This window comes from Microcoleus sp. CAWBG58, from assembly GCF_020883045.1.
GTDB lineage: Bacteria > Cyanobacteriota > Cyanobacteriia > Cyanobacteriales > Microcoleaceae > Microcoleus.
Genome location: NZ_JAHRFA010000099.1, coordinates 1 through 23,618, shown reverse-complemented (window position 1 = coordinate 23,618; position 23,618 = coordinate 1). Strand labels below are relative to the sequence as shown.

Annotated in this window: 19 protein-coding genes, 1 tRNA gene and 3 pseudogenes; 16 read left to right on the top strand and 7 right to left on the bottom strand. The window is 45.5% G+C overall.

From position 1 onward, the window contains the following. Nucleotides 1–331: 331 nt before the first annotated feature. A complete protein-coding gene (locus tag QZ918_RS28925) occupies nucleotides 332–1,291 on the bottom strand; it encodes a GNAT family N-acetyltransferase (RefSeq protein ID WP_293341471.1) in 960 nt (319 codons plus the stop codon). Between the two features lie 229 nt (nucleotides 1,292–1,520). Between QZ918_RS28925 and QZ918_RS28920 the strand changes: the two genes are divergently transcribed. The 3 genes from QZ918_RS28920 (at nucleotide 1,521) to QZ918_RS28910 (ending at nucleotide 5,098) form a co-directional block, all read left to right on the top strand. Beyond that, on the top strand, nucleotides 1,521–1,721 hold the full coding sequence (locus QZ918_RS28920) for a hypothetical protein (protein WP_293341468.1): 201 nt from the start codon (nucleotides 1,521–1,523) through the stop codon (nucleotides 1,719–1,721). Nucleotides 1,722–2,122: 401 nt separating this feature from the next. Further along, nucleotides 2,123–3,610 carry a polyphosphate:AMP phosphotransferase gene (gene pap, locus QZ918_RS28915; protein WP_293341465.1) on the top strand — a complete coding sequence of 496 codons (1,488 nt, stop codon included), beginning with the start codon at nucleotides 2,123–2,125 and terminating at the stop codon, nucleotides 3,608–3,610. A gap of 501 nt (nucleotides 3,611–4,111) precedes the next feature. Continuing rightward, nucleotides 4,112–5,098 (top strand): YdcF family protein, encoded by a 987-nt coding sequence (locus QZ918_RS28910; protein ID WP_293341462.1) that lies wholly within the window; start codon nucleotides 4,112–4,114, stop codon nucleotides 5,096–5,098. Here the strand turns inward: QZ918_RS28910 and QZ918_RS28905 are convergent. Continuing rightward, a complete protein-coding gene (locus tag QZ918_RS28905; protein WP_293155868.1) occupies nucleotides 5,095–5,445 on the bottom strand; it encodes a hypothetical protein in 351 nt (116 codons plus the stop codon). The genes QZ918_RS28910 and QZ918_RS28905 overlap by 4 nt on opposite strands. Before the next feature lie 473 nt (nucleotides 5,446–5,918). On the opposite strand from QZ918_RS28905, the gene glsA reads away from it, so the two are divergent. Further along, on the top strand, nucleotides 5,919–6,842 hold the full coding sequence (glsA, locus tag QZ918_RS28900; protein WP_293341459.1) for a glutaminase A: 924 nt from the start codon (nucleotides 5,919–5,921) through the stop codon (nucleotides 6,840–6,842). 123 nt (nucleotides 6,843–6,965) lie between these two features. On the opposite strand, the gene QZ918_RS28895 is transcribed toward glsA, so the two are convergent. Together QZ918_RS28895 and QZ918_RS28890 are read right to left on the bottom strand one after the other, a co-directional pair. Beyond that, nucleotides 6,966–8,780, bottom strand: coding sequence for a CHASE2 domain-containing protein (locus QZ918_RS28895; protein ID WP_293341456.1), 1,815 nt, complete (start codon nucleotides 8,778–8,780; stop codon nucleotides 6,966–6,968). A gap of 56 nt (nucleotides 8,781–8,836) precedes the next feature. After that, a complete protein-coding gene (locus tag QZ918_RS28890) occupies nucleotides 8,837–9,943 on the bottom strand; it encodes a FecR family protein (protein ID WP_293341453.1) in 1,107 nt (368 codons plus the stop codon). 461 nt (nucleotides 9,944–10,404) lie between these two features. Here QZ918_RS28890 and QZ918_RS28885 point away from each other — a divergent pair, with 461 nt between their 5' ends. The 3 genes from QZ918_RS28885 to QZ918_RS28875 all read left to right on the top strand — a co-directional run bounded on the left by QZ918_RS28885 (nucleotide 10,405) and on the right by QZ918_RS28875 (nucleotide 12,150). Beyond that, nucleotides 10,405–10,569, top strand: coding sequence for a hypothetical protein (locus QZ918_RS28885; protein WP_293341450.1), 165 nt, complete (start codon nucleotides 10,405–10,407; stop codon nucleotides 10,567–10,569). A 46-nt stretch (nucleotides 10,570–10,615) separates the two neighbouring features. After that, nucleotides 10,616–10,816 (top strand): cytochrome b6f subunit PetP, encoded by a 201-nt coding sequence (gene petP / locus QZ918_RS28880; protein WP_293155850.1) that lies wholly within the window; start codon nucleotides 10,616–10,618, stop codon nucleotides 10,814–10,816. A gap of 239 nt (nucleotides 10,817–11,055) precedes the next feature. Then, nucleotides 11,056–12,150, top strand: a complete 1,095-nt coding sequence (locus tag QZ918_RS28875; protein WP_293341447.1) for a Get3/ArsA fold putative tail anchor-mediating ATPase NosAFP — start codon at nucleotides 11,056–11,058, stop codon at nucleotides 12,148–12,150. Nucleotides 12,151–12,430: 280 nt separating this feature from the next. On the opposite strand, the pseudogene QZ918_RS28870 reads toward QZ918_RS28875, so the two are convergent. From QZ918_RS28870 to QZ918_RS28860, 3 genes and pseudogenes are all read right to left on the bottom strand, one after another. Then, nucleotides 12,431–12,649, bottom strand: a pseudogene (locus QZ918_RS28870) (IS1 family transposase); the annotation flags it as partial. A gap of 184 nt (nucleotides 12,650–12,833) precedes the next feature. After that, nucleotides 12,834–13,395: pseudogene (locus tag QZ918_RS28865) on the bottom strand (IS1 family transposase); the annotation flags it as partial. A gap of 352 nt (nucleotides 13,396–13,747) precedes the next feature. Further along, a tRNA-Ser gene (locus tag QZ918_RS28860) sits at nucleotides 13,748–13,832 on the bottom strand. 214 nt (nucleotides 13,833–14,046) lie between these two features. On the opposite strand from QZ918_RS28860, the gene QZ918_RS28855 reads away from it, so the two are divergent. From QZ918_RS28855 to QZ918_RS28815, 9 genes and pseudogenes are all read left to right on the top strand, one after another. Further along, nucleotides 14,047–14,415 (top strand): 2Fe-2S iron-sulfur cluster-binding protein, encoded by a 369-nt coding sequence (locus QZ918_RS28855; protein ID WP_293155842.1) that lies wholly within the window; start codon nucleotides 14,047–14,049, stop codon nucleotides 14,413–14,415. Nucleotides 14,416–14,578: 163 nt separating this feature from the next. Then, a complete protein-coding gene (locus QZ918_RS28850) occupies nucleotides 14,579–15,094 on the top strand; it encodes a thermonuclease family protein (protein WP_293155839.1) in 516 nt (171 codons plus the stop codon). Between the two features lie 360 nt (nucleotides 15,095–15,454). Further along, nucleotides 15,455–16,270, top strand: coding sequence for an inositol monophosphatase family protein (locus tag QZ918_RS28845; RefSeq protein ID WP_293341444.1), 816 nt, complete (start codon nucleotides 15,455–15,457; stop codon nucleotides 16,268–16,270). Nucleotides 16,271–16,372: 102 nt separating this feature from the next. After that, nucleotides 16,373–17,326, top strand: a complete 954-nt coding sequence (locus QZ918_RS28840; RefSeq protein ID WP_293341441.1) for a J domain-containing protein — start codon at nucleotides 16,373–16,375, stop codon at nucleotides 17,324–17,326. Between the two features lie 418 nt (nucleotides 17,327–17,744). Then, nucleotides 17,745–18,980 carry an ATP phosphoribosyltransferase regulatory subunit gene (locus QZ918_RS28835; RefSeq protein ID WP_293341438.1) on the top strand — a complete coding sequence of 412 codons (1,236 nt, stop codon included), beginning with the start codon at nucleotides 17,745–17,747 and terminating at the stop codon, nucleotides 18,978–18,980. 333 nt (nucleotides 18,981–19,313) lie between these two features. After that, complete coding sequence (locus tag QZ918_RS28830; RefSeq protein WP_293155824.1) at nucleotides 19,314–19,541, top strand: ferredoxin family protein; 228 nt, start codon at nucleotides 19,314–19,316, stop codon at nucleotides 19,539–19,541. A gap of 206 nt (nucleotides 19,542–19,747) precedes the next feature. Then, complete coding sequence (locus tag QZ918_RS28825; protein ID WP_293341435.1) at nucleotides 19,748–20,227, top strand: M67 family metallopeptidase; 480 nt, start codon at nucleotides 19,748–19,750, stop codon at nucleotides 20,225–20,227. A gap of 79 nt (nucleotides 20,228–20,306) precedes the next feature. Beyond that, a complete protein-coding gene (moeB, locus tag QZ918_RS28820) occupies nucleotides 20,307–21,476 on the top strand; it encodes a molybdopterin-synthase adenylyltransferase MoeB (RefSeq protein ID WP_293155819.1) in 1,170 nt (389 codons plus the stop codon). A 311-nt stretch (nucleotides 21,477–21,787) separates the two neighbouring features. Then, a pseudogene (locus QZ918_RS28815) lies at nucleotides 21,788–23,454 on the top strand (IS1634 family transposase). Nucleotides 23,455–23,618: the final 164 nt, after the last annotated feature.

The following is a 23,618-nucleotide window of genomic DNA, read 5'->3' as shown; positions in this document are numbered from 1 at the left end:
GCTATACTGCCACTAATTATTATACCTTAAAAAAACCTCAAATGATTGCTATACAACCATTTGAGGTTTTAAAAATTATGATCTTTTTGAAAATTAAATCCGATCGAATATCTGCGGAATGTGGGATATAAAAACCCGCCCCCACCACACCATAAATTTGAATGTACATTGATATTATTTGTTGGGTTGGGCGGGTTTTCGAGATTGTTTTTTTGGTGGCGATTATTGTTGGTGAACCCGCCCCTACAGCATTAAAAACACTCTTCAATTCATGTTAGATACCCGACTTATTAAAGAAGTCGGGGATATAGCCTTGAGTACCAACCTTGTTTTAAACTGGTTTAGCCCACGACAGCCAAGTTTCCATCGGGCGGAAACCGACTGATTTGTAAAGCTTTGTTGCGCCTGTCAAACTGTCGGCATCGACGCTGAGTTTAGCTGTATTTGCACCTGCGGCTTTTAAGGTGTGCAAACCAGCTAGCAGCATCGCTTTTCCTAATCCCATTTTGCGATAGTCGCGCCGCGTACCCAATAGTTCAATCCAACCGTCTTTGGCGTCGCTGCGAGGATTTTTTTGGGGTTTGATTTGACAGTCGCAAAATGCTGCAAATTTACGATCGCCCGAAACAGCAATTAAATCTAATTCTGGCTGATAATTCTCGTCTTGCATCCAGTATCGCACGGTTTCGGCTGTTAAATCGTGGTGGTTCCAGTGATCGATAAATGATTGGTTGAACATTTCTACCCAGGGTTGGATGTCTTTTTCCCCGGATACGTGCGTCAGCGCAAAATCTGCGGGAAATTCGGGTGCGGGAATTGGTTCGGCGAGCGATCGCGCCATTGTGAGAAAATAGCGATCGACTTTAAACCCCTCTTTCTCTAACAGCCGCATCCCGTCGCTTTCGTCTTCCCGACTGTAGGTACGCAATTTCGCGGGCAAATTCCGTTGTTTCGAGACTTCGCCCAGGCGCTTTTCGCCCCATTTAATGATATCTTTTTCCAAATCTTGGCCCCGCGCCTTTGGATGCACGTAAAACCAGAGACAGCCGTCTATTTCATGCTGGGAATCGGGCATATCTAGGAGTGCTAAACCAATTAGTCTGTAGTTTCCGTCTTCCCACAACTGTACGTCGCGGGCTTTGTCGAGTTTGGGGGCGTCGAGTACAAGCTTGAGTTCGCTGGCGGATACTTCTTCGCCGACTCCATCGACTGCTTCGCAAGCATCGATTAAATTGGCGATCGCACACCAGTCACTTTCGCCTTTGTAGGAGCGTGTTGTCAAGATATTCATAGAAAACTTTGCAATCCGTAAATTCGGACTGTTCCTGTCAGTGGGTATTGTCAAACAAGCACAATAAATTTATTGCAAAAATCCTAGTTTTTGATTTTTAACCGCAGATAAACGCGGAGCAACGCGGATGTAATGCAGATGTAATTTGGTGTCGATAAAACTCAGAAACCTGTTTATATAGCAACCGCCACATTAATTATGACATTCAGGAGATCGTGAATATATCCTCTTGGACTGCCACCATAAACAGTCTCACTGTCAACTGTCAACTGTCAACTGTCAACTGCTATATCACCCAGGCTTTCAGGTTTTATCTCATAGCGCAATCATAAAAATTGGTTTGCCCTTTTGGGCTAGTTTTGTATTTGAGTTGCCGATCCGAGAAGCGCCCAACGTTCGCAAGCAGCGCTCTGGAAGTTATCGAGGCTGATGCTCGATTAACTATGATTTAAATAAATTTGATACAGCTAAGTAAAGAAGTTTTCACCCCCACCGGGTAGTTGATTTTTACTTTGGCTCTGTCTTACAATAAATCCTGTTGCAGGGATTTGTTGCTGCTCCTGTTAACTCTCCTGCTTGGGGGAGGGGAGCAGTTGAACCTCTTAAAAAGTTCCCTATTTCAACTATAACCGCTCAGGTTTTTTTTGGCAAGTTTGAGGTGAGGGGAGTTTTGTTTGTATTAACGATCGCCTGGATTGGGCTAGAGAAGGACTGCACTTTTAACCGGGCATAAGTGTAGTTTTTATAACTTTTTGTGGCACTTGAAGATTTAATTTTATCCTAACGTTAAACTAACGTTAAACTGCTTTCTTGGATTTGCATGAGGTCAATATGCTCGACAACCTCGATTTAGATATTTCCTTGGACAAAGAAACCTACGATGCCAAAATCGAAGTTTTAATGCAGCAGTTGCGATCGCTCCAACTAGCCTGCTGGGAAAAAAAACTGCCCGCAATAATTGTACTCGAAGGCTGGGCGGCCGCCGGCAAAGGCGCCCTGGTCAAAAAAATGGTGGGGTACATGGATCCGCGGGGGTTTGCCGTCCACCCGATTTGGCCGCCGTCAGAGGCAGAAATGGGCTATCCTTTCCTGTGGCGGTTTTGGGAGAAACTGCCGGCGCGAGGGCGGATTGGTTTTTTCTACCACAGTTGGTACACTCATGTTTTAGAAGACCGATTGTTCCAGAGAGTTTCTGACGCCGAAGTACCGACAGTCATCAGGCAAATCAACGCCTTCGAGCGGCAGATGGTAGATGACGGCGCGGCAATTGCCAAATTTTGGATTCACCTGAGCAAAAAAGAACTCAAGCACAGGCTCAAAAAACTAGAAGACGACAGCTTACAAGCTTGGCGAGTGCGGCCCGAAGATTGGAAACAAGCCAAAAAATACCAAGAATACACAACTTTAGCCGAAGAAATGGTTGTGCAAACCGGCACGGGCCCGGCACCTTGGACGCTAGTAGAAGGCGACTGTCAGCGCTGGGCGAGAGTCAAAGTTTTAACGCAAATGGCAGCGACAATTACAGAAGCCCTAGAGAGACTCCCCACGCAATCTACGCCACTGAAATTGCCGCCTCAAGAAAGCTTGGCACCCACTGAACCCGATTTGCTCGCCCAAGTAGATTTGACTCAATCGCTGTCGCCAGACGAATACAAACAGGAACTTCGCGCAGCACAAACCAGTTTTGGCAAACTGCAACAAAGCATCGACGAAGATGAAATCCCCGTGTTAGTGCTGTTTGAAGGTTGGGATGCTGCCGGCAAAGGAGGCGCGATCAAACGCTTGACGGACATTCTAGACCCCCGCAGTTACACCGTTAATCCGTTTGCCGCCCCCACGGATGAAGAAAAATCTCACCACTACCTCTGGCGGTTCTGGCGGCGGTTGCCGACTGCTGGTAAAATCAGCATTTGCGATCGCAGTTGGTATGGTAGAGTGCTGGTCGAACGAGTGGAAGGATTTGCCACCGAACCCGAATGGCGCCGAGCTTACCAGGAAATTAACGAATTTGAGGAGCAACTCACCAGTTTCGGTTGTGTCGTAGTTAAATTCTGGCTGCACATCAGTCCAGACGAGCAACTAAAGCGGTTTACAGAGCGAGAAAAAAATCCATTTAAACAATACAAACTCACTCCTGAAGATTGGCGGAATCGCCAAAAGTGGAATTATTATGAAGTGGCGGTGAATCAAATGGTTCAGCGCACCAGCACCCCGTCAGCTCCCTGGACTATAATTGCGGCCGATAACAAGTATTATGCTCGTGTTAAAGTAATTCAAACGGTAACGCAGGCAATTCGGAATCAACTGAAACGCCGATAAATTGGGATTGGTGAATGGGTAACAGATAATGGGGAAAATAGCAGCAGCACAAAGCAGGCTTGAATTGCCAAGTCAATTTCACCTGCGGCTGGCTCCATCCATTATCAATTACCGATCGACCTTTAACCAACTATCGATTACCAATTATCTGTCAGCAATCTGTGACCCGCCCCAAAACGGGTACAACCCCCCGACGCTATGAGTGTGGAGAGCCTAAAATTTTAGACCAAAGTGCAAGCTCCTAGATTCATCTGTGGAGTCAATCTAAAATCTAAAATTTAAAATTTAAAATCGACTGACTGGAAGTAGCGGGATCTCCTTGCGTGCAACCAATAGTTGATAGCTGACTGGAATAGAGCATTTCTCAGAAATGCGATCGAACTGTGCGATCGGCCAAAGTTAACAACCCAACTCAACCGATGCCGGCATTTCCTACCGCAGCTAAATTAGCGCTCGTTCCACACTTCCGTACTAATTTATGAAGACACAGAATATTGCAAGATGCCTGAACTATTCGCTCGCATTCTATTTCTATTCCTCCTCTTCTCACTGATCAAATCGTGGTGGGATCAATCAGGAGGCAAAGACAATCCGTTAATAGACCGGCTGCGCGTTTTGCTGCTGATCAGCCTTTTGTTCCTAGCTTTTTTTGCCCCAGACACGCCAGTCGGAGCAGCGATTTTCGGCTTAATAGCTTTCTTCTTTAAGCCGCTAGGTTTTTCGATCACACTGTTGGTGATTGCATCGGCGCTGATCACGAACGGGGGCATCCGCAACCCGGCGCCGAGAATGATCCTGGCTGCGCTGCTGGTTTTGATTCTGTCGAGTATGCCGGTGGTGGCTTATTGGTTCGCAGATCAGGCAGAACGAGATGCCGCAGCCCGCACAGTTTGCTGCGACGAAACAGCAGCGGCGATCGTCCTGCTGGGCAAGGGAACGACTAACAGTCACAACGCTAACCGAGAAGCAATTCAACTGACAGACACAGGCAATCGCTTGCCCTATGCTGCTGTTTTGTACAAAAAAGAACTAGCACCTTTGGTGATTGTTAGTGCTGGGCCCAGAGCAAATTTACAGAACGATCCTGGCGAAGCCAAAGATATCCAGACTTTGCTGGCAAGCAACATGGGCGTGCCGCGCAACAATATCGTTCTCGACGATAATGGCAGGAACATACGCACCAGCGCCGAGGAAGTGAGAAAGATCCTCGACAGCCGCGGCGTCGGGCGCAAAGTAATCCTGGTAACATCTGCAATTCAGATGCGGCGTGCCAGCCTCGCTTTTGCGAATATGGGAATCCAGGTGATTCCTAGAGCTACGGACTTCTACACTTACCAGCCAGTGTCAGGAGGGCATTCCAAACTGCGCTTAGACGCGGCAGATTTCCTGCCCAGTGCAGAAGCTTTGGTAACTACGACACGAGTATTCGATGAATATTTCGGGTCTGTTTATTACTATTTGCGCGGCTGGCAGGCTCCCAGAGCCTAAAGTGGCAAGTTGGTGGTGTTTTTTTGAGGCAACACCGACTGCTCCCCAGATTGGTTTAACATTTGCTGAGAATGAGACCTTTGTGGGGGGCTGTATTTTCTCATTCCGGCGGGATCGCCGACGGCAAAGTTGGCAGTTAATAAAAACACCGCCCAAAATATAGGCTCCTCCCACTTGGATTTTTTTGGAGGTGTTTCTGCGGTTTTAACAGATTCAACGTTTACTTTGATATCTAATTTGCCTTCAATTTCTTTGCCTTTGAGAACTCCGTCCTTGCAGACACCCTTAAAAATCATCGGAGCGGGTTTTGGTGCTTCTGCTGCATCTGTTTTCGGTTCGTCTGCCATTTTTTTTATCCTGGGTTTGAGTAGATCCGATTGGATAGTAGATTCTCAGAGGTTCGGGGGTTTTCCGGAAAGGATTGCGCGAACTCTGAAAAAATTAAATTAAATATGCACCCCGCCCCAGATTGGGGATTAAAAATAAGAAGTTGAAGGCATTTCAAGCTAGTGCTTGTTGATTTTGGGTAGCAGCCCTGCCTTAATGCTGCTACCTATCTATCTATCTGGGTGAAAGGGAGGTTTTTATGCAAAGTACAGAATTTTTAGGAAAATTTTGTCAATAATATTGATTAGCTGCCCGCAGGCGGTAACGATCGCAGCCTGAAAGCCGATCGCACTTGCTCTCATTATGATGTCCGGTCAATTACGATAAAATTGGTTCGTAGTGCGGACTTCAGTCCGCAGCCAAAAAACGGACTGAAGTCCGTACTACGAACCTCACTTATTTTGGGCGATCGCAAATATTTAAATAACCGACAGTGAAAACACCCACCAGCAAACTATCTTCCCTGCAACTCGAACAACTGGCAGCTTGGGCAACAGAGGCAATTAATCGCAGTAAATCCGGTCAAGTCCCCGCATACGTACCTCTCCTTGCCGAAGCCGACAGACAAGGGTTTTCCGTGCAAATTTGGTCAATTGACGGTCAAATTTTGAGCTGGGGCAGTGTTGCTACCACATTCCCGCTGATGAGCGCAGTCAAACCTTTCGTGTTGCTTTACTTGCTGTGCGAATTGGGCGAAAAAGCAGTTTTTGACTGCGTGGGCTGCGATCCTTCGGAACTTCCTTTCAATTCCCTGCCTCAACTCGAAACAGACAAAGGGAAGCCGAGAAATCCGATGATTAATAGCGGGGCGATCGCCCTAGCGTCTTTAATTCCCGGTGAAAATGCGGTGGTGCGCTGTCAAAACCTGCGAAATTGGCTGAACCAACAGGCAAAAAGTCAGTTATTTGTTGACGAGTTAATGCTCGATTCAGTGAATGCAATGCCTAATCAAAAAAATTGGGATCTTGCCTTAGCAATGGTGGAATCTGGTTATCTACAAAACTCGGAAATTGCGTTAGAAACCTACAATCGCGTTTGCTGTTTGTCGGGAAGTGTAGAAGATTTGGCGAAGCTGGGAATGGTGTTGGTAAATGGTGGTGAAGCGATCTCGGAAAACTGTCGCACTGTGAAAGCACTGATGGCTACTTGCGGTTTGTATGAAGCATCGGCCCGCTTTGCGCTGCGGGTGGGAATTCCCGCTAAGTCGGGAGTTAGCGGGGCTTTGTTATCGGTTATTCCGGGCGAAGGGGCGATCGCATCTTACAGTCCGCCTTTGAATAAAGAGGGAAATTCTGTCGGCGGTTTGTTTCTATTGGAACAAATATCTAAAACTCTAAGGCTGAGTGTCTTTGATTAAATTGGGCATAGGGCATCGGGCATGGGGCATCGGGCATGGCAACTAACAACTGTCAACTGTCAACTGTCAACTGTCAACTGTCAACTGTCAACTGTCAACTGTCAACTGTCAACTGTCAACTGACTAATGCTTTTCGCCCAAAATAGCATAAACCACAGTTTCTTCTTTTTTACCGCGCAATTGAATCGCTCCTACTTTTTGCCCTTCGTAGCGATCGCGCACGTAAGCAAAAGTTCTCCCCGTCACCAACAAATTAAAAGGACTGTCAGACACAATTTCCTTATTCATCGCCTCCAATCTAGCCGCAACGTTGACAGCATCGCCGATTACAGAATAATTCAAACGCCGGGAACCGCCGACGCTGCCGGCAACTAACTGTCCGGTATGCAAACCAATGCCAAACTTAATTAAAGGTTTGCGGTCAATTCTAAGCTGCTCGTTGATTTTGTGCAGCTTTTCGTGCATGGCGATGCAAGCTGCTACGGCATTTAAAGCATCTTGTTGAATTTCGGGATATTCTGTATGGCAAAAAGGCACGCCAAAAACTGCCATAATTGCATCGCCAATGTATTTATCGACAACGCCGCCGTGATCCATAATACAGTCGGTCATCGCTTCCAAATAATGGTTCAGCCAGGTGAGCAAATCCCGCGGCCGCATTTTTTCGGAAATTGAAGTAAAACTGCGAATATCCATAAACAGCACAGTTGCTGTAAGTTCTTGAGGTTCGAGTTCTCCCTGTTCAAATATCTCTGCTTTGCGTTCCCAAATAAGTTTAGCAGTTTCGGGGGCGACGTGTTTTTCAAATAACCTCATCAACTGCTGTTTTTCGTACTGTTCCCGCACTTGTAAAGCAGTACCAGATAAAATGAGGGTGCCGATGGGTGCGGCAACGGGAAGCCACCAAAAATAGTAGCCAAATAATACAGCAGCAGCCGTAACCCAAATTACAGGTAAACCAAGGGCGATCGCAATTCTTGCTTTAACACCTCGGTTGCACAGCACCGAAGTAGTAAGGGGGCCAATCCCCAACAATAACAAAATTTCTAGCACTGCGGGCAGTCGCTTTAGCAATCGCTGATTGAGCAAATTGTCAACTAAAGCTGCATATAAATAAACCCCAGCAGTAGTCTTGTTCAGAGGTGTAGATATCTGGTCAAAACCCGTAGCGACTAGGCCGACTAAGACTAATTTATCAGCTAAAGCATTTTCAGGAATTCTACCTTCTACAACATCCACAAAAGCATAGGTACGCAGATTTTGTGTTTTCCCGGGCCAGTTAACCCAGACTGTTTGTTCCTGCATATTTTGTGGCTGCGGCAGCAATACAGGATTTTGCGGGTTAGCAGCGTTGTACCTCTGAGTCATTACTAAACCGAAGTTAGGAATGGAGTCGAGAAATATTTTTGAATCGCGACTAACGCCGTCGCTGTTGGGTTCGTGCATTATATGTCCGACACCTGCGGCGGCTGCTTTTAAAGATACTACTGGTTGTTCTTGGGTGGTTCTTGGGAGTACAACTTTGCCATTTGTGGCGATCGCAGCGGCTAACATTTCATCTTTCGGACTCGGATCGAGGAAAAGAATGTCGAAACCAACTGCTGTGGGGGGAAATTTTTTTAAAGCTGACAGCAGGGCGGCGTAGCGATTGCGCGGCCACGGAAATTGACCGTATTCCTGCAAGCTTTGGGGTTCGATCGCAATTACCGCAATTCTCTCATCCCAACCCGGATTTGGCAAAACTCCCGATTCTCGAATTTGAAATAGGGTTTTGTATGCCAAATATTCAAGGGGTTTCCACATTCCCAATTGCAGCATGGCGACAGACATTATTCCTGCTGCGGCGCCTGTCAGCCAGGGAGGATTTGTGATGAGATATTGCCGGATGCCAATCAGTTGATTGTGTTTCAGATGCTCGATCAATTGTTTGAACTTCATTCAATTAATTTTACGCAATAATTGACATTCGATGTTGATGTTCGCCCTGGAGTTGTTTAGGGAACTGCGAGGTTGTAATGCTTTTCTCTGACAGACGATCCTCTCACTACAATTTTGAGGCGGCGGCTGGGAGGTAAAATTCCTTGGATTTTGAATTTTCCCTCTCGATCGATCTTAATGGCTTGGTTGTTGACATAAATTATGTCGATCGGGTTAATTTGACCGCTGAAGCGATAGATATTGCCACCGAGTCTCGACAAACTCCGGACTTTGAGTTCGGCTAAGCGAGGGCTGGCTGATGGCGGTGCGGGGGGAGTTTGAGGGAAAATTTCCGTGGCATTACCGCGGTTGACAACTACTTCGGAGTCGTTTTTGCCAGACACTCCGACTGAACCTTCAATAGTTTCGACTCCGGTTTTGCCGTCTGGGCCGACGCTGACGCCAAAGGATGTACCCCTGACTCCGGCGACACCTTGGGGGGTTTCAACTCTGACTGGGGCGGTTCTGGGAGATTTTTTTTGTTGGGCAATTTGACTGGTTTCGGCAAGTCCGCTGAAGGTATTTAAGGCAGCAATCTGGATCGGGAGGATAATTGCTGAGGTTTGAGCTGCGGCCGTGGGCGCAGCAGTTTTGCCGATCGACAATCTCACTCGTCCCCTGCTGACAAAAATAGCTGTGTCGTTTTCGCCTGAAGTGCTTGACAAATCCGATATTCTAACTGCCGTTTTTTCGGCAACTTCAACGATGCCGGTGTTGTTTTCGATCGCTAAGCGGGCTGTGGAATCGGTGCCGGTGATGATTTCGTCTCCGGGGGCGAGGAGCCGATCGCCCACGACGGCGGGCCGCCCTTTAAAGGTGACAGTACCGCGAATTTCTTGAATTTCTAGCGATCGTCGGGCTGCTTTTCCCTGAGCGTTGATTGTCTTGGTTGGGGAGAGATTTGCGGCCGCCATTTGCGGAAATTTTGGAGACTTTGAGCCTGTTGGTGGTGCTGGGGGTCGATCGACCGAGATAATTTTAGTAGGGTTTGACTGCTGTTGGGGGGATGGAGATAGCGGACTGGCGATCGTAGAGCGAAAGGCTGAAAGACTTGCCAGCACAGCTAAGGACAAACTTAGGAGTGGAATTTTGGTCGATCGCCAGCAAGTAAAAATTTTATTCATATTTTCTATTTTGTCATGTTGAAGTTCTTAGACTTCATTTGCTTTATTAGACTTCTTAAATCCGGAAATCGTTCCATTTTTTTTGCCATAAAACAGCAGCCAAAATAAGCTTTATCAGCAAGAAAGCTTACCATTAAATCTTTTTTTTATTGTCAAAATTTAGTAAACTGTTACAACGAGGCAGTTTCCTCAGATTTGATGTGTGATTTTTGGGTTCCCCAGACCAAGAGTCTTGCAGAACAAGAGTTTTCGCCGCTCTCAATAGGAAAGAGCGAATATTTATATATAGCAAACATAAAATTAATTACTGCTAGTAAAGGTCTTTTGGCTTCAGCCGGAAGGATGAATAATTGGGAAGAAATCCTGTAGTTGTGGCAATTAATAAAAAGATTCCCTTTGGGAAGCGATAAAAAATAATGATATAAGTGGTGCGGCTGGCTTTGGGAGTGGAGCTTGTGCCTGTGCAACCAACGCAGGCTGGGCCGAGCGAGAAGAGGGCAAAGATCGAGCAACTCCGACTAGAATACCGTCTTTTAGGGAAATTCGATCGAAAATTTCGCTGGAAAATCATGGCGGGCGATCGGGCCCGGTGGTGTTGCTGCTCGATCGAGACCGCCAAACGGTAAAATGAACGCTTGTATATAAGTTATGTAGAGCAGGAGAACAATTTCAGTGGCAATAGAAGTAGGTCAGAGAGTTAAGGTACGCCGTCTCAGAGATCGGATACCTGCAAATATGGTGGGCAAGATAAAGGAAAATCCAGTAGGCACTGTTGACGGATTCAGAATGGTTGATGGCAGCGGAGTAGGCGTGGTTGTCAAGTTTGACGGTTTTGCGACTTGGTTCTTTGAAGATGAGCTAGAAGCCGTTTAACAGAAGGCAGTTGTCAGTAGGCAGTAGGTAGTTGTTCTTTCTGATTCCTGATGTGTGAGTTGTTAGCTGCTACCCACAACAACTGACAACTAAGAGATGGCGGGCACTCTTAGCACCGCCCCTAACACAGGTCAACTGTCAACTGTCAACTGTCAACTGTCAACTGTCATACTCTCCCACTCTCGATCGAGCTTGCGCTTAAATGTTAAGTAGTAAGCTTTTGGCACTGAGAACAGAAAATGGCTTTGATTTTGACATTTTTGGGCAAAGGCGGCACTGGCCGCAGCACGATCGCGATCGCAACAGCTAAAAAATATGCCGCTCAAGGCAAGCGAGTTCTGCTACTCGGCCAAGATCCGGGGCCTGCATTGGGTATTCTGCTAGGAGTCCCCCTAACTCCCACGCCACAGGAAATCGCCCCCAACTTCAAAGCAGTTCAGGTGCAAAGCGCGCCGCTGCTAGAACGCAGGTGGGACGAAATTAAACAACTAGAAGCTCAATATGTCCGCACTCCGTTTTTCAAGCAGATTTACGGGCAAGAATTGGGAGTTTTACCGGGGATGGACAGCGCGCTGGCTTTGAACGAACTTCGGGAATACGACGACAGCAAACAATACGATGTCATTGTGTATGACGGTAGCGGCGGCATGGATACGCTGCGGATGTTGGGAATGCCGGAAATTTTGAGCTGGTACATCCGTCGCTTCCGTCAAGCGTTGGTAGATTCCGATTTGGGCAAAGCTTTGTCGCCTTTTATTCAACCGGTTGTCAGTACCGTGTTGACAGTGGATATGTCGGGAGACAATGCTTTTCAGTCTACGAAGCAAGTCGATAATCTGTTGGATAAGGGCAAGCAAGCGCTGGCAGATCCGAACCGCACGGCGGCTTATTTGGTGACGACTGGGGATGCAAGTGCGATCGGCACAGCCCGCTATTTGTGGGGAAGTTCTCAACAAGTTGGTTTGACTGTGGGCGGTGTGATTGTCAATCAAGCACCGCTTACAGAAACGATTGCTGCTGATTTTGAGCCTTTGACGGCTGTTTCTGTGCCGGCCCACAGCGACAATAATTGGCAACCGCTAATTGATGCTTTGCCAGATTTTTCTGAAGCTGGGAAAGCTCCTAAACCGATTAACATCAACACTGCACAGCGTTTAGTGAGTTTGTTTTTGCCTGGGTTTGACAAGAAAGAAATTAAATTGATTCAATCTGGGCCGGAAGTGACGATCGAAGCGGGCGATCAGCGGCGCAATATCTTGCTTCCTCCGGCGCTAACTGGCAAATCTGTCACGGGTGCTAAATTCCAGAACGGTTACTTGATTGTTTCTTTTTAGGGTAAGAAACAAGATCGTTTGTAGTAAAGACTTTAGTCTTTTTCCTGGTTCCCGGACTCTGCCTGGGAACCGATGTTTAGAGGCTCTACCTCGATTGTGGACGATAATTGAAGGCAGAGCCTGGAAATAAGTAGAATTCTTAGTCTGCGGAGGCAGACTTCGTTTGTCTAGACGCGGTTTCAACCGCCGAGTTGTAGGGTGTGTCGCTATGAAGAATACCGAACTAAAGATTGAAAATCTGACAGCGACGCACCCTATACAATTTATCGGCGTTGCTGAATCAGGGTATGAGACCAGAAAAAATTCGAGATTGGAGCCGAAAATGATTTCTGGTATTTTGATTGGGAATTGGAACATCTCCAAATTTCAGATAATGAATTAGTAATTTAATTGAATGTTCTAGCATTTGTGACGACTTAGAATAACAAAGAGTTTTTCTTTTTAGTCGAGCCAAGTAATGTCTGAGTCTTGTATTTTCACCCTCAACTCTGGTCATATAGCCTTTCTCAAAAAGATGAGGTATGGCTGACAGCTTACATAACCGCTGAAATCAAGAGGGCTCTCTTCCCAACAACGTCCGCGAATCTTTGTGAAAACCGCTATATAGCCTTTCTCAAAAAGATGAGGTATAACTGACAGCTTATATAACCGCTTAAACCAAGAGGGCTCTCTTCCCAACAACGTCCGCGAATCTTTGTGAAAACCGCTATATAGGTTTTGCTAATAATTTGGTCTCCCTCCGGAATAAAATTTGGGTAAACTTTCCAGCCATCTGTCACATAAAAGTAGCAGTTCCATTTACTAACAATTTCCCATAGTGGTTCAAAAGTTTTGGCGCTATGGTCTCCTAAAACCCATCCTAAAATACCTGGCTTAAAATGGTCTACCGCCGTCCACAGCCAGGTGCAAGTTTTTTTTTGAACCGACAAATGTTTGTAACTCATCTAATTCTCTTTCCGAAGGAGTCGTTTCTGGATCGTAACAATTTGGCAAGATTTCTCCAGCTTGTTTTACCCAATTAATAATTGTAGTATGATGTACATTTTTGACTCTTTCAATGGCTCGAAAACCCATGCCATTAACATACATTTTTAAACATTCGCGTTTCACTTCTGCCGAGTATCCTTTTTGAGATTGATAATCATTTATAAATTGTCTTTTACATCTGACGCAAATATAATTTTGCTTGCCTTTTTTGTGACCATTTTTATTGATATGGGTTGACTGACATTCCGGGCATTGCATAATATTTCTTTTAAATGTGTGTGATTTTTGACACTCCGACGATCGTGTTATCATACCATAGTTCAGCAACGCCAAATGAACAAGCCAGTCAGTCAATATAGGTGAACTTTCAAGTTATCCATTTTCATGCCCTGATTAAGCAACGCCAATCATTAAACACTAAGAGGGCTAAAGCCCAACAACGTACCGAATATGGGAGCCCGATCCGTCACAACTGCTAATTTACACTCAAAAATATAAAGGCATCGCCCCAGGCTTTATCAAAAAAACTCAGGGGCGATCGAATTGAAATATTTATCTCATACCAGAGATTTTTTGCAAGCTGTTGTTTTTGCCTAAACAGCTTGTTTAACGGAGAGGGAGGGATTCGAACCCTCGTTAAGTTGCCCTAAACACACTTTCCAGGCGTGCGCCTTCAACCGCTCGGCCACCTCTCCAGGGCTAAATGAATTCATTCAGCCACAGCTAAACTATCTTAGCAGAACAAATCTGATTTGGGAAGGGGTAACGGCATAAATTTGTTGTTTAATGTGGGTATGGTGTTAAACGGGCGAGTAAAATTCTGCTGCCCTGTGTCGCAAACGCTTTCATATCAAGGATTTTGTCTCCCAAGTCCAATCTAAAATCTAAAATCTAAAATCTAAAATCCCTATGACTCGCTCCTACACAATTAAAATTCATAACAGACAAACGGGCGATCGCCACACTGTGCGAGTACCCGAAGACAGGTACATCCTGCAAAGTGCCGAAAACCAAGGCGTGGAATTGCCCTTTTCGTGTCGCAACGGCGCTTGTACAGCCTGTGCGGTGCGCGTCAAGTCGGGACAACTGCACCAGCCTGAAGCAATGGGACTTTCTGTGGAACTGCAAAAAGAGGGTTATGCTTTGCTATGCGTCTGCTATCCCCGTTCTAATATTGAGGTAGAGACGCAAGACGAAGATGAAGTGTACGAATTGCAATTCGGCCGCTATTTCGGTAAGGGTAAAGTGAAAGTCGGTTTGCCGTTGGATGAAGAATGAGAGCAAATCCGGTTAAATCGGAATTATAACCCGATCGGGAATGTTCGATCGCTCTTCGAGGACAGCACTACACTGGAAAAAGGTTTATTTCGGAAACATAAAAGTTTAATTTTCCCTCCGCTACGCTTCGCCTAATTCTCCAATTACTACTTCCCAATTCCCAATGCTTTATCGGTTATTTGCGATCGTCCTTTGCGTGTTGCTAGCTAGCTGCCAAAAACCAGAAATGCCCCAAGGTACGATCGCCAAAGTAGAAAGGGCTATCAGCGGCCAAACAATCGAAGTTATCAGTACAGCCGACAAAATCGCCTTATTAGAACAAATCAGGCTGATTGGGATTGATGCACCCGATTTAAAACAGCAGCCTTGGGGAGAAGCAGCGAAACAAAGATTAGAACAGCTAATTGGAGGGAAAGAGGTATTGTTAGAATCAGACATCGAACAGAAAGACCAGTTCGATCGCAAACTAGCGTATTTGTGGCAAGATAAAATTTTGCTCAACGAACTGCTAGTCAAAGAAGGTTACGTTTTGGCCTCGGTGCGATCGCGCAATACCAAATATCAACAACGACTCGTCAACGCTCAAGAATGGGCGAGACTCATGGGTAAAGGCCTGTGGAATCCAGAACGAGCTTTGCGCCAAACTCCCGCAGAATTCCGACAGCAAAATCGGAAATAGTCAGTTGACAGTTGACAGTTGACAGTTGACAGTTGACAGTTGACAGTTGACAGCGTTAATCAGTTGACAGTAGTCAAGAGTGCTGTCCCCGAAGAGCGAACAGCAGTCATTAGTCATTAGTCATTTCATTGAGATTATTCCTCCCTCTTCTTTTTTCCGTCTTTCTTCGTGTCCTTCGCGTCTTCGCGGTTCGTTTTTCCTTCTTCCTTCTTCCTTCTTCCTTCTTCCTTCTTCCTTCTTCCTTCTTACTTCTTCCTTCTTACTTCTTACTTCTTCCTTCTTCCTTCTTACTTCTTACTTCTTCCTTCTTACTTCTTACTTCTTCCTTCTTCCTTCTTCCTTCTTCCTTCTTCCTTCATAATGATAGACAATCAACTGCAAAACTTCCTTGAAATAGCCACCGAAGCAGCCCTCGCCGCTGGTTCCGTGCTGCAATCTTTCTGCGGCAAATTAGAAAATGTTCAAGAAAAAGGCCGATCGGGCGATTTAGTCACAGAAGCCGACAAAGCCTCAGAAGCCGTCATCTTAGAAATTCTGGGCCGCCACGTACCCGAACACGCCATCCTCGCTGAAGAATCGGGCAAATTAGGGGATGCAACTAGCAAATACCTGTGGGCGATCGACCCTTTGGACGGTACAACTAATTACGCTCACCAATATCCTTTTTACGCTGTGTCGATCGGACTTTTAATCGACGGTATACCACAAATTGGCGTAATTTACGACCCTTTTCATAACGAATTATTTCGAGCGGGCAAAGGATTGGGGGCAACCTGCAACCGCAAGCCGATCGCAGTTTCGCAAAGTTTAGAATTGAGAACCAGCTTGCTAGTGACTGGCTTTGCATACGATCGGCGCGAAACAGCAGACAATAACTATGCCGAATTCTGTCACCTGACTCACCTCACCCAAGGCGTGCGGCGCAGCGGTTCCGCAGCCCTAGACCTCGCACATACAGCCTGCGGGCGATTGGACGGATACTGGGAACGGGGACTCTCCCCTTGGGATGTAGCAGCCGGTGTACTCATCGTTTCTGAAGCCGGAGGTCAAGTTACAGCCTATGACGGCGGTGCCTTTGAGATGAGCTCGGGTCGGGTTTTGGCGACAAACGGCAAAATACACGCCGAACTCAGCGGTGCATTGCTTTCAGTTCCGCCCTTATCTTCCTGGAGGTAACGCTTCGACAGCAAGGACTCAGGGATAGTACGGGGGTCACAACCCCTGAAGTCAGGCTACATTAAAGAATAGTCAAAGGTCAGGAAAGCGAGAGTAAAAGTTATGTCTTTTGAAATGACAAAAGGGCTGTTTAAGTACGAGTTTACAGATCAGCACGCAATTTTGGGAGTTCCCTTAGATGCCGAGTTTAACGACATCCGCAAGCGCTACATGAAAATCGCCCGCCGCTTGCATTCGGATACTTGCTCTTTTGAAGACCAAGCGGATAAAGATTGGGCCAACCAATTTTTGTCAAAAGTGGTCAATCCCGCCTACAACAAATTCTCTAAGGAAAGCGATCGCAAAGAATACAACCTGCTATTAGCAGCCATCGCCAAGCGCGTTGCTAAAGAACAAGCAAAAATGCAAATCGAAAGCGCAGCAGCCAAAGAGTTAGCTACCGCTAAAGATTTGGAAGAAGCTTATAAAACAGCAGTTGGCAAACTCGCTCTCAAGCAGTACGAGTCGGTTCAAGAAGCCCAAGATGCGATCGATCAAATTAGCGAACTCAACATGGTTTACTTGCTGCGAAAAGAGCGCCTTAGCGGTGTTGTTGGGGTTGGAGTCAGTTCGCCACCAACAGCCACAGGCACAACTAGCACCGCCACAAAAGCAGCAACCCCAGATGACAAAGTGACAAAAAAAATAGACTCCACGACGACTGCTACCCCTCTACCACCATCCAAACCCCTAATCTCACTGGCGGAAGAATATTGCAAACGAGCTCAAGGATTCATGGACAGCAAAAATTACGCTAAAGCAACTTTGGAGTTGAAAGAAGCCGTAAAGCGCGAACCGAAATCCAGCCAAGCCCACGGTTTGTTAGCAATGTGTTACTTTCAACAAAATCAAGCCACAATGGCAAAACTTGAGGTGCAAAAAGCTTTGGCATCAAATTCTGAAGAACCGACGGCTTTGGAGGTGAAGAAAAAGCTGGAACAAGCTTCCGCAAAGGATAAAAAAGATCAGGAGAAACCGGGATTTTTTGCAAGTTTGTTTGGCGGGAAGAAGAAATAATAAGTTGTCATTAGTCATTAGTCATTAGTCATTAGTCATTAGTCATTAGTCATTAGTCATTAGTCATTAGTCATTAGTCATTAGTGCTGTCCCCGCTCGCGAACAGCAGTCATTAGTCATTAGTCATTAGTCATTAGTCAGTTTTGAATCATCGTTGAGAAGATAATACGGCGGTCTCAATCCCCGGTATTCCGATCGCAAGCATATTTTTGATACTTTAATTTGTTAAAGTCGAATGTTAGAGTGGCGGCGTTCGACTTTAACAACGCCTCCTAAAGCCAAGCTTCTAAGTCCAATCAGATACGATTTTCAATTAAAGAATGGGGAATAATTGACTGGTGAGAGTTGGGAACTTGCCTGAAGTAGCGTTCTTTTGTGAAATTGGTATAGAATTTAAGGTCTAAAATCTAAAATTGATATGGTTCACCAACCCCCATCGGGTGCAAGAGATTTATTGCCCCTTGACGTTGCTCAAAAAATTGCGATCGAACGGCGCTTGCAGCAGGTGTTTCACCGCTGGGGCTATCACCGGATTATTACTTCTACTCTAGAAAGGCTGGAGACGTTGATGGCTGGGGGCGCGATCGACCGATCGACCTTAATTCAACTCCAAGACGCTGAAGATGGAGAGCTCGGCTTGCGGCCGGAATTGACAGCATCCATCGCCCGGGCGGCTGCAATGCGGATGTCCGGGACAAACTGGCAGCCCCAGCGCCTCTACTACAACGCCAATGTCTTCCGCAAAGGCTCAGATACGGGTTCAGGCGGGCAACAGGAGTTCTATCAAGCGGGGGTAGAACTGCTGGGCGCGGGGGGCAGCGTTGCGGATGCCGAAGTGCTGCTGCTGCTGTCTGAGTGCTTGCAAAACTTAGAAATAGATGACTGGCATTTGGTGCTGGGAGAAGCGGGCTTAACTGCAAGTTTGCTAGAACCGTTTGGGCCAAACGTGCGCCAAAAAGTGCGATCGGCGATCGCCAATCTCGATCGCATAGCCTTGGAAACTTTGCCACTGTCGGACGAATTGCGAGAAAGAGCTCTGCTGTTATTTGACTTGCGCGGCCGCCCAGAAGATGTATTGGAGATTGTGGCGAAGCTGGATTTAGATGTGCCGCAGCAAGCCGCATTAAATGAACTCAAAAGTGCGATCGAACTGCTGGAAAAATGTCAAGCAAAAATCCCCAATCTGAAATCTCACATCCACCTCGATTTGAGTTTAATTCAAACCTTTGACTATTACACTGGAATAGTGTTTGAAGTTGTCAGCAGCAGCAAGAGCGGACAGCGAGTATTAGGACAAGGCGGACGGTACGACCAACTGCTAGGACTGTTCGACCCCCAAGGGCAAAATTCCCCCGGCATCGGGTTTTGTCTGAATATTGAAGATTTGCACCAAGTTTTGCTGACAGAGGGTCAGTTGCCCGCAGAGACAGCAGCCAGCGAATGGTTGGTAGTGGCTCAAACACCCGAAGCCGCAGCGGCAGCCTTCGATCATGCCCGCAAACTCCGAGAGTCCAGTCACCTAGTGCGGGTGGAAATAGATTTGGAGAGTCGGGAGACAGAAGAGGAAGTCAGGGACTACGCGCGCGATCGCAGAATCGGTCAAATTGCTTGGATAAATGCCGAAGGCGTCCCAACAATTGAAACAGTAAACTAGGATTGATTTGAAACCTAATTCCTAAAATCGCGTCCAACCAATTACCAGCAATAAAAACGGTTCGTAGTGAGGACTTCAGTCCGCAAAAAAACCAAAAAATCAAATTCTAAAAAAGTTCGTAGTGAGGACTTCAGTCCGCAAAGTTCGTAGTGAGGACTTTAGTCCGCAAAAAACCAGAGGACTAAAGTCCTCACTACAAACCAGTTCGTAGTGAGGACTTCAGTCCGCATAAAACCATAGGACTAAAGTCCTCACTACGAACCGATTGTACTGCTGTAGTTAGAAAGACATGATATAATGTCCAATCCAAAATCTAAAATCTAAACTAGAAACATGGCGCACACTATCGTTACAAATATCTGCGAAGGAGTTGCTGATTGCGTCGGCGCTTGTCCGGTTGCTTGCATTCACCCGGGCCCCGGCAAAAACGTCAAAGGCACCGATTGGTTTTGGATTGACTTCGACACCTGCATAGACTGCGGCATTTGTTTGCAGGTGTGTCCTGTCGAAAATGCGATCGTCCCAGACGAACGTCCCGAATTGCAGCAAACTCCGACTTAATAGCAATTGAAAGCTAAATAGCCCAGCACTTACGCACGGCATTATAAACCCGGTTTCTTCAGGAATTCTTCGTTAATAAACTCAAGATTTATAAAAAGAAACCGGGTTTATTTAACATTAGTTATATAAAAACTTTCCCTTCCCTTCTTCTCTCTTCCTTCGCGTCCTTCGCGCCTTCACGGTTCATTGAAAAAAGCCTATAAAAAATGCAAAATATCACACTCACCCCCGAACAAATATTATCAATCCGCAGCCACGGTGAAAGCGCTTATCCAGAAGAATGCTGCGGCTTATTGTTAGGTACGATCGCTGACGATATTAAAACTTTAGTAGAAGTTTGGCCGGCCGACAATGCTTGGAGTGCCCAAGCCCAGGAGAATTGGCCCGAACAAACAGGATTGACAGAAAGACGCAGATATGCTATTAAGCCTGAAGATATGTTGCGGGCGATGAAACACGGGCGCGATCGCAATTTAGACATCATCGGCATCTACCATTCTCACCCGGATTGTGCAGCAGTGCCCTCGGAGTGCGATCGCAAAATGGCCTGGGCCCAATACTCTTACATCATAGTGTCCGTGCGGCAAGGCAGTTCAGAAGACCTCCGCAGTTGGAGTCTTGACGCAGAGGGAAACTTTCAAGCAGAGGAAATTATCGCGATCGAACCGACTCAGATTAAGAAATAATTACTAAACACAACAAACACGCAAAAATGGGAAAGATTCAGATAGGATGTAATTCAAAATCGGCGTATAACAGAATATCATGCTAAATCCTAATCTGGACGAGATCCAGCTCAACAAACAAGAATACGAACGCTACTCTCGCCACCTGATCCTGCCAGAAGTTGGATTGGAAGGGCAGAAGCGTCTCAAAGCAGCTAGCGTGCTCTGCGTCGGTACGGGAGGGCTCGGTTCGCCACTGCTGCTGTATTTAGCAGCCGCCGGTGTTGGCCGCATTGGGATTGTAGACTTTGATGTTGTAGACCATTCCAATTTGCAGCGCCAAGTAATTCACGGCACTTCTTGGGTTGGGAAGCCGAAGATTGATTCGGCGAAAAATCGAATTTTAGAAATCAATCCTTTTTGTCAAGTTGATTTGTACGAGACTCGCGTTAGTTCCGAAAATGCGATCGCCATTGCCACTCCCTACGATATCATCATCGATGGTACCGACAACTTTCCGACTCGCTATTTAATGAACGACGTTTCAGTGCTTTTGAACAAGCCCAACGTCTACGGTTCCATCTTCCGATTTGAAGGACAAGCCACAGTTTTCAACTACGAAGGCGGCCCGAATTACCGCGATTTGTATCCAGAACCCCCGCCTCCTGGAATGGTTCCTTCCTGTGCGGAAGGGGGCGTTTTAGGAGTTTTACCTGGAGTCATTGGCTGCATTCAAGCCACGGAAGCTATCAAAATCATCTTAGGTCAAGGTACAACTTTGAGCGGCAGATTGTTGCTGTACAACGCCTTAGATATGACATTCCGCCAACTGAAGTTACGGCCGAATCCAGTGCGCCCGGTAATTGACAAGTTAATCGATTACGAACAATTCTGCGGCATTCCTCAAGCTAAAGCCGAGGAAGCAGAACAACAGAAAATTCCTGAAATGACTGTCACCGAACTTAAAAAGTTAATCGACAGTGGCGCCAAGGATTTTGTCTTGTTAGATGTTCGCAATCCTAACGAGTATCAAATTGCTCAAATTCCTGGGTCAGTTTTGGTTCCTTTACCGGATATCGAACACGGCCAAGGTGTTCAACAAGTCAAAGAATTGTTGAACGGACATCGCTTGATTGCACATTGCAAAATGGGCGGCCGTTCTGCGAAGGCTTTGGGCATTTTGAAGGAAGCCGGAATTGAGGGAATTAATGTTAAGGGCGGGATTACTGCTTGGAGTCAAGAAGTAGATTCTTCTGTTCCTCAATATTAAATCACTTTAAAGGCGATTAGAATTCACGGCGATTGGAAATCGCGGCTACACAAACGATGTCCACCTCCGTGGACGAAGAGGTAAAATCTTCAACCCGCGGAGGCTGGTTTCGTCTGTGTAGACGCGGTTTCAACCGCCGGGTTTATTTAAATTTAGCCCGAATATTCTTATAACCCACATTCCGCAGATATTCGATCGGATTTAATTTCAAAAGAATTCAGAATCCTCAAAGCCTCAAATGATTGCAGAGCAATTATTTGAGGCTTTTTTAAGATATAATAATTGGTGCAAGTAGAGCAACCCTTAAAACCATGAAAAAGCCCTCTGAAGCTATAAATATCGTAAATTTAGACCCTGCAGGGAATAGTAGCGGGGATAATAGATGAAATGGAATTGGTAGAATTCGTCAACAAAATAGTGGGAATAAGAAGTAAAGAAACCCTAAGCCCAGGACAAGTAATGAAAGCAATGATTTTGAACGGATTGGGTTTTTTGAGCGCCCCAATCTACCTATTTGACACATTTTTTGAGGGAAAAGCAATAGAACATCTAATCGGAAAAGGAGTAACGCCCAAACAATTAAATGATGACAGAATCGGGAGAGCATTAGATAAATATCATCAAGCTGGAATGACAAAACTCTTCACAGCAATTGCCCTAAAAGCGGCTCTAAAATTTCAAGTAGAAATGAAAAGCGTTCACCTTGATAGTAGTTCAATATCAGTAGAAGGAGCCTACAAAAACTGTCAGGGAAACGGCCAGGAAGTTGAGACAGAATCTGAGGAGACAGAATCTTCTATGAAAACCATAAAAATCGTTCACGGTTATTCAAGAGATAAAAGAGCAGACCTGAAGCAATTTATGATTCAAACAATCGTAACTGGAGATGAAGACGTGCCATTGTATCTCAAAATAGATGACGGAAACGCCGATGATAAAAGTGTCTTTGTTGCGAGATTTAAAGAATTTAAAAATCAATGGACATTTGACGGAATATGTGTAGCAGATAGTGCCTTATACACAGCATAAAATTTATCAGCTTTGTCTGGAATGAAATGGATAACCAGAGTGCCATTAAGCATAAAATCAGCTCAAGATAAAATCTGCAACATAAAAGAGAGTGAGTGGAAAGACTCTCAAATAAAAGGCTATAAAATAGCAACTAGAACCAATGAGTATGCCAACATCAAGCAAAGATGGCTAATAATAGAAAGTAAAATCAGAAAGCAAGCAGATCTTAAAAAAATAGTCAAGAGAGTAGAGAAACAGTTAGAATCTGCAAAAGCCACACTGGGCCGGCTGTCTAAACAAAACTTTGCTTGTATTCCCGATGCAGAAGCTGCGATAAAAAAGTTATCAGACTCATGGAAGTATCACCAAATAACAGAAATTAAATCCCAAGAAAAGCCAGTTAAAAAAAACAAAAAGAAAGCTCAAAGAATCGAGCGAAACACAGACAAAAATCTATCAAGTAACTGGTGAAATAGAACCCCGAGATTCAGCAATAGAAGCGGAAAAAGTCAAAGCTGGGAGATTTATATTAGCCACAAATATCTTAGATACTGAAGCAGTGAGTAATTCAGAAGTATTATCGGAATACAAAGCGCAGCAAAGTAATGAGAGAGGATTTAGATTTATCAAAGATCCTTTATTTTTTACTTCGAGTGTATTCGTGAAAAAGCCCGAGCGAGTTGAAGCAATTGGAATGATAATGGGACTGTGTTTGTTAGTACATAACCTGGCACAAAGGAAATTGAGACAACAATTATCAGCTACCAACGAGCAAGTGAAAAATCAGGTAAAGAAATTGACCGATAAGCCGACAATGCGCTGGATATTTCAGATATTTCAGGCGGTGCATTTAGTGACCATAAATGGAGCGAAGCAGGTCAGTAATTTAACCGAAGAGCGTCAAGATATATTGCGGCATTTAGGAGAGTATTGCTGTCAATACTATTTAATGTTTTCAAGTGAATAACGATTGAGATCGAGGTGTAGATATTTGTGAATAATTTTTATTAACTGTAGTTTAGACTAAAAAATGAGCGCAGCTAAAAGTAGCCACCTTTGAAGCTCAGGCAAGCAGTTGCTCAAAAACTCAAAAAGTAGAAGATTAAATAGCTAATCTTGAAGACTTTTTGC